We start from the raw sequence: 8,922 nt of genomic DNA on the forward strand, positions 1-8,922 counted from the left end.
ATTTTAAAACACGCTTTTAAATTATCAATACATTAAATTAAACTTTTTAAAACACCTAAACTCATTGACCTCTGTATCAAAATAGACTTGTGTGGTTGGGTTTTCTTTTCGTTCTGAACCTTTGGTTTCAGGTAGTAAATCGGCTTTCAAAGTACCCCACGCTTCTCTAATGCTACCGTCTACCTTTTGAAAGTAGAAACGAACAATACCCTGTTGCATTCTCTTTTTTAGTTTGTAATTTGCCCACGCTTTTTTTAGGCATTCGCTAAATTTTAAACCTGTTTGTTTGAAAAACTGCCACGCTAATTGCATTATTTGTTTTAAATATGTTGGGTTCATAAGTTTATAATTTTATGGTTTAGAATTGTGTAAATAGGGGCGTGTTTCAGCCCCATTTGTTGTTAGGCACTTTGTAGGTGTTTGAGAAATTTGTTTACAAAATAAACCTGCCCTTTGCCTGTTACCTTTGTGGTTATGGTGGTATGCATAACGCCACCGCTACCTGAACGAGTGCCTTTTTTGAGTTCAAAAATACCCTGTTCTACATATTTTTGATTGGGTATGTTGTAGCGTTCGCCTTTACGCCCCAAATAGCCATTTTCTCTTAGGTATTTGAACAATCGCCGTTCGCCTATCTCGTAACCGTTTTGAGTAATTACTTTGGCTAACTCGCCAATAAGACACGAGGTCTTACTACCCATTACCGCCTCTGTAAATAATACCTTTGGGGCTTGTGCTTCAAGTTGAGCTTGTTGCTCTTGATTTTGCAAGAGTAATACCTCTTTTTCTTCTTCTTTCTTGATGAGTTCAAGTAAGGCTTCTTTGTAGGTGGTGGGTAGGGTGGTTTTAAGTTTCTTCTCACACTCTATGAAGTAACGCCTCGCTTGTTTGCCTTTGTCGCTTCTCTGTAACATTGAAATCTCTTTTGCACAATCTAGCGTAAGGGCGTAATTTATTAAGGGGCGACCGCCGTTAGGTTTTTCGGAAAAATCCGATAAACTCTGATAGTCAATGTTTTCAATAAATCCATACTCAAACATTCGCTTTATCCAATCTGCGAATTTATCTTTTATCTCTAAAAAAGAGTGTAACTCTCTAGCTGACACGGCTTGTTTGCCATTTTGTTCTGTAATTTTGATTAACGCTTTCATAGTTAGGCAGATTTAGTGTTAAGCAAAATATCATCTGTCAACAATTCTACATCTTCAAAAAAATCTTTAGGTAATCGGTTGTGCATCGCCCAAAGCAAAGAGGCTAAGTTGGCTACTCTTTGTTCAGCATTTTGGTAATACCCTTTGCGAATTTCGCCTGTAAGCATATCCATTTGCTCTGTAACTAGGTAAAATAGATTGTCTTGGTCTACACCAAAACAAGAGTTAAACTCAGATAGGCGTTTTGCTCTATCAATGGTTTTTTGGTTTTGCACCTCGCTACTGTTGTTTGCGGTTGGTGCGGTTGTTTGATGGTTTAACATAATAATTAAAAATAAAATAGGCGTAAGTAGGTGCTGTTAAACCATCGTGTTCACGAAAGTGTATAATATTACTATTATACGACACCCTTACGCCTGTAAGTTTATATTTTATTTTTATTGAGTATACAACTACTCACGATGGTTTAACACTGCAAATATACGACAAAAAATCAAACCACCAAATTTTTTGTAGAAAATTTTTTATTTGAGGTATAAAAAAACTGTTATTAGAGGGTCTTGGTTTTGCACCTCGCTACTGTTGTTTGCGGTTGGTGCGGTTGTTTGGGTTTTGAACATAATAATAAAAAATAAAAAAAGCGTGAGTAGGTGCTGTTCAAAACCCGTGTTTCACGAATTTGTATAGTATTACTACTACACGACACCCTCACGCCAATGAGTTAATATCTTTATTTAAATTGAGAATATAAAAATCCTCACGGGTTTTGAACACTGCAAATATACGACAAAAAATCAAACCACCAAATTTTTTGTAGAAAATTTTTTATTTTTTTCTTTGATGCATAAAAAAAAGCCCCTACAATTGGGGCATTTTTATTACAATATATAATCGTTCTATTTTTTCTTTTTTTGCTTATCCTCCTTGAGCATTTTTTTATATCCTGCCTTAAGTTCTTTTCTTACATCAGGTAATTGTTTTTCCTGAGGAAGATTTTCAGGATTTTTACCAACATTCTTTTTGATAATTTCTCTTACCTCTTTGCCAACTTCGTAATGTGTAGCTTCAAGGTTATGCTGTCCTTGTATCCCCTTACTTTTAATTCGTTCCTCTGTCTGTGTAACACGGAATAAATTAGCTGCCAATTCAGTTCTACCCATGCTATCCATCAGCTTTTCTTTTTTCACATTGCGTTTATTAGCCAACTCCCAATTTCTCATATTGTACATTCCTAAATATCCCGCATTTGTGAACTTCGCATAATCTTGAACTTTTGCGTGTTTCAGAGTAGAATTAAGAGATTTATTCCCTTCCGTTAATTCTTCTCTAATTAAAAGCCTATCTATTTCCTGATGATTTTCTATATACAATTCAAATTTTCGTGTTTGCTGAGCAAAATATGCTTGTGCTTGTGCAACCTCTATTTTTTTGGGGTCTCCATTCATTACAACCATATAACACGCAAAACGAGTCAGTTTGAAATCTTGAAAGGTGTTATTATCTATTGTTCTTTGTTCAGGTAAAATATTATCATAGTAAGGAATATTCAATGAAACAAATGCCTTAGTAGCTCTATCTAAAACTTTTTGAAATGATTTCATATTAGGATACGCCAACATCCTCATTAAGTCTGATGCCCACCAATAAGTTATACCATTTTCTTGCTTAAAATCTTCAAAAGAAAGTCCGTCAGCATCTGTATTATGAACTAATTCACTCATATTTTATCTATACTAAATTTATACAAAAATACAAAAAAAAGTAGACTTTCTTATGTTTTGCTCTTAAAAATTCTGGCTTTTTAAACGGATTTTCATTTTCATCACAAGGAATTAACATTGATAATTTCAATGGCATTCTTAAAAATTCAGCATAGTTTGTGCATCTTTTTTTAAAAATTTTACCTTTTATGGGTTCGTATTGTTGACTTAATACAAAATCTATCATTGATTGTAACTTCATTTATTCTAAAATTTCTATCTTTTTATTATTCCCTTTTTCTATCACTTTATACATCATTTCTTTAACTTGCGGACCATAAGACCTGTAAGCCTTATTAAATGCTTCATAAGGATTGTTTGCTTCTATTTCAAAAGTCCAACCGTCCTCTTCACCCTCGTAATAAAATAAATATAAATCCATATTATTCCTCTGTTTTCTTAATATCGTCATTATTTTTCAATTAAATGTTTACATTTGCCGTCCTTAGGCTCAAACATTGATAGTGGGACTATTCCGTTCCCAGTATCTAGCCATCTTAGGCATTGTTCTTTTAATGGACACTCTTTGTTAGCACATCGGCTAATATCGTTAGGGAGTTTTCTCATTTTCTATTAAATTATATAAAAAGTCAATTACTTCTTTTGATTGGTCTTTGAGGTAGGGCTTGGATAAGTCCCATTTAATATTTTTATCATAACCTACTATAATATGTTTCGAATCATAGTCAATATTATATATTGAACCATAAAAGTCAATAGCTAAAACAAGGAAAGAGTCTAAATATTTATCTATACCTCATTTATTAGTTTTATTGCAATATTGTTGTCGTATCTTTTTGTATAATAAAAAGCCTCGCTATCGGTCATAAAGCCTTTAATGTTTAAAGGGACATCTCTTATCCAAATAGGAGTTAGCATATTGTGCAGAAACTGCTCTAGTGTTCTTAATGCTCGTCTTCTATACGAGTTCATATAATCACCATATTTTTCATAATCTTCATAAGAAACACCTACAAGGTTGTTGTTGTATTCTATTAGTTTTTCATAAAAAGCAATGCCATATTTATCCCAAATTTCTTTTTCAGAAACTTCTTTAGAAATTTTATTTTCTTGTCTAAAATCACTTAATAACTCACGATATTTATTTATTTGAAAATCACTCCAACCCTCCTCTTTGTGAAAAGGTAAATATTCGGCTATTTTTTTACTAATCTCTCTCCAAAATTTAACGTTATAGGGGGTGTTTTTTACTATTGCTGATTCTTGATATTTTCCAAATATCATAAATATTACTTTAGATGAATCTAAATTTACAGTTATTCTAAAATCCTTGACAGCAAACTCCCATATCGTTACTCTTTTATAATCATCAACCTCTATCGGGAAGCCAAATCTTTTGCTTAAATAAAAATAACTTTGGAAATATATATCCTTTGTAAACCAACCAAAATGAGTGTCCTTGTCTATCTGAAAGCCTAATGCTTTTGCAACTGTTTCAGTGATTGTTTTGTTACCTGAAAATAGGTTATATCTGCTCATAATTTTTATTTTGTTCTCATCTATTAAATTTTAGGCATATCTGGCACTGAATGCCAAAAAACAACATCTAAATCCTCCTCTAAATCTGCCTCTGTCATTATCTTGCCGTCTTTTGGGTATATTTCGCCGTTTGAAATTCCCCACAAATAACCGTCTTCAACATACGCTAAACAGCCTAACGCTACCCAACCTTTGCCATTCGTTATCCAAACAGTTTCATTTTCGTTAGGTAATTTTTCTTCTACTTTTATCCAATTGTCTGTCGTCATTATTGCTTATTTGCTGGTTGGAAATTATCAGGTAGTTGGATTATAATCCCTGTACAATAAACATGGTCATTCTCTAAGACTTTAAACTCTCTAAAGTCTATTCCTTTTTTAACAGAATAACTGAAAGCACCGCTTTCGTCTACACTGTAGCCCTCTTTTTTTAGACCTGCATCTAGAATTTCCCCACACCACCAAATCATAAGACCTAGTTGTGATGCTTCAAATTCCAACTCATCATCTTCTATACCTTGCAATGTATCGCCGTCCCAACCGTAAGGGTGTTCTATATATTCTGTTAGGTAACATTCCGCACCATAACAATACATAAGGTCGTCCGAGCCTCCTACAATAATGATAATGTTATTTTCTTTGGCTAACTTTTTAGCTTCTTCTGGGACATCTCTTGAGTATTCTATCCCATCGCACATCTGTTTTATTTTGTCTAATACTTCCATTTTATTTATCTTTTACAAATTGTCCGTTAATCATTTTTCCTGTCCTTTTGCTTATTACATCGTATGCACTTTGTACGCAGTCTATAAAGTTCAGATTCTGCATCTCACATTGAATAATTAGCGTAACTACTATATCTCCTATTGCATCTTTTATTTCTGTTCCATCATCATCTGCAATAGCTGTGAGTAGTTCTGTACATTCTTCTAATGTTTTGAGTGCTTGTTTTGTGGGCGTTGCTTTAGCTAGTATTCCCTTGTCGTCAGCCCATTGTTTGATTTGTTTGATTAGTTTTTCCATAATTTTTACTTTTTGTCATTTCTAATTGATAAATAAAATACTGTAACAATAGCTGCACAGCCAATTATATTCATTATTACTGCTTCTAAATTTTCTCCTATTTCAATCATTGTTTATTGTTTTTTAAAAAATCGTAAAGTTCATCAGGTGTTTTCAGATGTATCTTTTTATTTTCGTGTAAAATACACAGTTGCTTATTTCCGAAATCTGTTTCCCAACAGAACCACCCTATGTAATCGTATTTATCATTCATTTCTTATTGTAGGATTTTCAGTAGCATATTAGATAAATAGTGATTTTTGGGCATTAAGTCGTTTTCACTTACATCAGTAAAAACCTTACTTAAATTTTCAGCTACTTCCTTATCGTATTCGTATTGTTTCTTTATAGCCTCAATGGCTTTTATAAATGTTTGTTTTTGCATAGCTGTTGTTTTAATTGTTGTATTTGGTTATCGTTGTCTATGATTTTTTTTCTAAGCTCCTTGTATTTCTCTAATACTTTCTTTTTATGCCCTTCATAAAGTTGTTTCATATACCGTAGCTCTTCTAGCTTTTCGCGTATTGCTTCTTTGTCCCTGGCATTCAATTCTCTTAGGGTGGGGGGGTTATGTTTAGATAGTTCTGTATCATTTAATTATAGTTTTAAAAATTGCAAACACACTTGTTTTCTTCAAAGTTTAGCTCTCCTGTAAAAGGGAGCTTAGAAAGCTCTACTAAATCGTCAATACTTTTATGACCTCTAAAAGAGGTATTGCCATATTTCCCCTCCATTTTTCTATACCAGTCTATAAAACGAGTTCCCTTTCGGATAACATCTATTAGATTGGCGTCAGATTTTTTCCAACATAGTTCGCAGTTTCCATACTTGTTGTGTATTTCCAACTTGAATGGCTGACTATCCCAAAATTTATTTAGTTCCATTTGTCCTATTGGAAATTGAAAATCAGTCAAAAGTGGAAATATCCTTATTTTGTCTTCCTTGATTTCTGCCCAACTTATTCGCTTGGGCATATCTTCTTTACGAAATCCAATAGCTTTTAAGTAACTATTCACACCGAAAATATCATCTGCAATTTTTTTAGCAGGTAATGTTTTAAGCATTTCGCTACAAAAAGGGGCTTCAAGGTTGGGCATACCATTAAATGCTCCTTTATTTTTGTGTGCAATAGCATTCTCAAATGGTTTAGCAGTCATATCTAAGTTATCCCAATCTACTAGCTTGTAACTAACCCCAACACCCATTTCTGATGAATATACGCCTTCAATTTTAACAAGTGGAATATTCCAATGCTTCTCTATATTTTTGAGAAAATCTATCGTCTCTGGTCGCTCCATTCCTGTATTGCAGAAAACAAACAACTTATTGTAATCCTTATATTTTTCGGATACTTGGATATGTCGTGCCATCATAGCGGAACTTCTCCCTCCAGACACTGTTATTATTAAATTTTTCATAGTTTTTCTGGTAACACATTTTGCTTTATGAATTCACAATGATAGCTTCTACTCCTGCAACAGCTTCTGGTTTTAATTCCAAAAAGTCTGTGCCTATTTGGTTGGCTTTGTTTTTACATATTTCTGCTAAATCCTTGTTGATTTCGCAGAAAAGAACCTCCTTAGCTCCGTACTCTTTCAGATAATCTATAATATTACCTTTTCCTGCACTTGGCTCTAAAATAGTTTTGTTATTTACATCTAACTCCATAAGGTCTAAAACCTCTCTAGGAGTAGGGTAAAAGTCTTGGTTGAATAGGTTTTGGTATTTCATTTTGCTTTTTTATTAGGATTATTTCTTCTCTTGGGCTTTTGCTCTAGGCTTTGCCCTCTTTTCAGAAAGACCACAGGTCTATTGAGTTTCTTGGCTTCTTCTAATACCTCTAAGGCTTTTCTTCGTTGCTCCTTGCTTCGTTGGAGTGTAATTCCTTCCATTCTTTGGTGTCTTTTATGGTTAGTATTTCTTTTGGGAATTTCTTTTGTTTTTCAAGCTCTACAAAGTTTCTAAGCCCTTCGCTAAAAACCGTTTTCTTTTTAGCTAACTCGGCAATCATTTTGAGTGGGAGGGAGGGGTCTTTAACCTTGCAATCTCTGCTCTCAGTTGTATATTTTCTATCGAAAGCCGTTTTATCATCGTGAATAAGTCTTTGGTTTGGTAATTCACTTGTTCTGATATTTGCTGTATTTGCTGTATTCCTTTGTACCATTCTGTTTTTTTTAGTTTTTCTAATCCTTTAAGACCTTCTTCTGGACTTAAAGGGTGTTTTTGTAACACTTTCAAATCACATTCAGAGAGGTATTTATGAGACCAATCTGTAATGAATCTTATTTTATCACTCATCAACTTCTGATAATGAACATCTGTTACACTTTCTGTTTTTGCGTTGGCGTCCATTACAAAGTTTATGAACGCTTCTTTCACTTCGTCAGAAAGGCATCTCGTCTGTTTCATAATTTATTGTATTAAATGCTTCACTTGGAGTGGTTCTAAATTCTTCTATTTTAAACTCTTGATTGGGTCTTCTGTCCTTGAATTTTGTGCATTGTGCAAACTGCACTTTGTCGTCAAACATCTCATAATATCGTCTGCTTCTCCAATCGTAGTAAATGGAGTAAATCCCCCATTTAGCAACCCCTTCAGGCTTAATTTTCAGGATATGTATATTTGTCTGGTTTTCGGCTACATACTCCTCGTCTCCCTCTGGGTTTTCGTTTGGCTCTGGTCTATGGACTAAAATTTGCAACATCGCTTTTCTGTTGTTATTTTTTCCTCCATAGAACTCGTCAGCTAAAGCTGTAAGTTTTATTCTTTTTCCGCTTTTGGTTGTTACTTTAGCCGTCTCCGCCACATGGTTCACTATGATGTCGAACCTGTTATTTTCTTCTGCTTCTAAATTTATTCTGTTCAATACTCTAAGCACCTCACCCGCTTTAGGCTCAAAGTCGTCTATATCGTAAATGGGGTCTATCACAAGGCAGTCAAACTTTATCCCATAATTAGCCTCCGCCATTGCTAACTCTTTGTAGATGTTATCTAGCTTCTGATAGGAGGTGTCTTTTCTATCTTGCTTGAAAATATACAAGTGTCTTAAAATAAAATCTTCTGCCTCTGCTACTTCCTCATCTGTCATAGCGTACTTGTTGGGCTTTCCATCTGGTCTGACTTTAGTGTATGGCTTACCTTGATACATTCCGCAAAACTGTGTGAAAACTTTCTCTACATCTCCGCTTTCTGTGGTAAATAAAGCCACTTTGAAATGGTGCTTTTCAATAAGCTGCATTACCATTTCGTTAGTTACTTGTGATTTACCGTGATTGGGTTCGCCACCTATTAGCAAAGTACATTTCCTACTTCCCATTAACCATTTTCCATTGTTAAAGTCATTCCAAGTTTCAAACGAAAAATAGACTGGGTCTATCTCTCCCTTTGTGCGGAGTTTTCGCATCTTTGAATGAACCGAAGCTAAGTCTATAAACGCCATAATTCTAATTT

General features: G+C 34.1%; 16 protein-coding genes and 2 pseudogenes. All 18 read right to left on the minus strand.

From position 1 onward, the window contains the following. Positions 1 to 24: 24 nt before the first annotated feature. Positions 25 to 339, minus strand: coding sequence for an SH3 beta-barrel fold-containing protein (locus RA0C_RS00760; RefSeq protein WP_004917895.1), 315 nt, complete (start codon positions 337 to 339; stop codon positions 25 to 27). 62 nt (positions 340 to 401) lie between these two features. Next, the gene (locus RA0C_RS00765; protein WP_004917897.1) at positions 402 to 1,151 is read right to left on the minus strand and encodes a phage antirepressor Ant; all 750 of its coding nucleotides are present in this window, start codon (positions 1,149 to 1,151) and stop codon (positions 402 to 404) included. Between the two features lie 2 nt (positions 1,152 to 1,153). After that, positions 1,154 to 1,474 carry a hypothetical protein gene (locus RA0C_RS00770; protein WP_004917900.1) on the minus strand — a complete coding sequence of 107 codons (321 nt, stop codon included), beginning with the start codon at positions 1,472 to 1,474 and terminating at the stop codon, positions 1,154 to 1,156. A gap of 573 nt (positions 1,475 to 2,047) precedes the next feature. Beyond that, complete coding sequence (locus RA0C_RS00775) at positions 2,048 to 2,872, minus strand: BRO family protein (RefSeq protein ID WP_004917901.1); 825 nt, start codon at positions 2,870 to 2,872, stop codon at positions 2,048 to 2,050. 40 nt (positions 2,873 to 2,912) lie between these two features. Next, positions 2,913 to 3,113 (minus strand): annotated as a pseudogene (locus RA0C_RS00780) (hypothetical protein); the annotation flags it as partial. Next, entirely contained in the window at positions 3,114 to 3,293 is a 180-nt protein-coding gene (locus RA0C_RS00785; RefSeq protein WP_013447249.1) for a hypothetical protein, read from the minus strand. A gap of 29 nt (positions 3,294 to 3,322) precedes the next feature. Next, a complete protein-coding gene (locus RA0C_RS10415) occupies positions 3,323 to 3,478 on the minus strand; it encodes a hypothetical protein (RefSeq protein WP_013447250.1) in 156 nt (51 codons plus the stop codon). Between the two features lie 183 nt (positions 3,479 to 3,661). Further along, entirely contained in the window at positions 3,662 to 4,411 is a 750-nt protein-coding gene (locus RA0C_RS00790; protein ID WP_004917912.1) for a hypothetical protein, read from the minus strand. A 23-nt stretch (positions 4,412 to 4,434) separates the two neighbouring features. Next, positions 4,435 to 4,680 carry a DUF551 domain-containing protein gene (locus RA0C_RS00795; RefSeq protein WP_013447251.1) on the minus strand — a complete coding sequence of 82 codons (246 nt, stop codon included), beginning with the start codon at positions 4,678 to 4,680 and terminating at the stop codon, positions 4,435 to 4,437. Further along, on the minus strand, positions 4,680 to 5,135 hold the full coding sequence (locus RA0C_RS00800; protein WP_013447252.1) for a hypothetical protein: 456 nt from the start codon (positions 5,133 to 5,135) through the stop codon (positions 4,680 to 4,682). Before RA0C_RS00800 ends, RA0C_RS00795 begins: the two co-directional genes overlap by 1 nt. A 1-nt stretch (position 5,136) precedes the next feature. Next, a complete protein-coding gene (locus RA0C_RS00805; RefSeq protein WP_013447253.1) occupies positions 5,137 to 5,433 on the minus strand; it encodes a MazG-like family protein in 297 nt (98 codons plus the stop codon). A 106-nt stretch (positions 5,434 to 5,539) separates the two neighbouring features. Then, positions 5,540 to 5,857: pseudogene (locus RA0C_RS10500) on the minus strand (hypothetical protein). Then, on the minus strand, positions 5,836 to 5,967 hold the full coding sequence (locus RA0C_RS10610; RefSeq protein ID WP_014411191.1) for a hypothetical protein: 132 nt from the start codon (positions 5,965 to 5,967) through the stop codon (positions 5,836 to 5,838). Before RA0C_RS10610 ends, RA0C_RS10500 begins: the two are co-directional and overlap by 22 nt. A gap of 110 nt (positions 5,968 to 6,077) precedes the next feature. Continuing rightward, on the minus strand, positions 6,078 to 6,890 hold the full coding sequence (locus RA0C_RS00810; RefSeq protein WP_004917923.1) for an adenine nucleotide alpha hydrolase family protein: 813 nt from the start codon (positions 6,888 to 6,890) through the stop codon (positions 6,078 to 6,080). Positions 6,891 to 6,915: 25 nt separating this feature from the next. Then, positions 6,916 to 7,203, minus strand: a complete 288-nt coding sequence (locus tag RA0C_RS00815) for a class I SAM-dependent methyltransferase (protein WP_004917925.1) — start codon at positions 7,201 to 7,203, stop codon at positions 6,916 to 6,918. Beyond that, complete coding sequence (locus RA0C_RS10430; protein WP_004917927.1) at positions 7,200 to 7,364, minus strand: hypothetical protein; 165 nt, start codon at positions 7,362 to 7,364, stop codon at positions 7,200 to 7,202. Before RA0C_RS10430 ends, RA0C_RS00815 begins: the two co-directional genes overlap by 4 nt. 115 nt (positions 7,365 to 7,479) lie before the next feature. Continuing rightward, positions 7,480 to 7,881 (minus strand): hypothetical protein, encoded by a 402-nt coding sequence (locus RA0C_RS00820; protein ID WP_231919856.1) that lies wholly within the window; start codon positions 7,879 to 7,881, stop codon positions 7,480 to 7,482. Next, entirely contained in the window at positions 7,856 to 8,911 is a 1,056-nt protein-coding gene (locus RA0C_RS00825) for a P-loop NTPase family protein (RefSeq protein WP_013447258.1), read from the minus strand. The genes RA0C_RS00820 and RA0C_RS00825 overlap by 26 nt, the downstream gene beginning before the upstream one ends. Positions 8,912 to 8,922: the final 11 nt, after the last annotated feature.

The sequence above is a fragment of the Riemerella anatipestifer ATCC 11845 = DSM 15868 genome (assembly GCF_000252855.1).
In the GTDB taxonomy this organism is placed as follows: domain Bacteria; phylum Bacteroidota; class Bacteroidia; order Flavobacteriales; family Weeksellaceae; genus Riemerella; species Riemerella anatipestifera.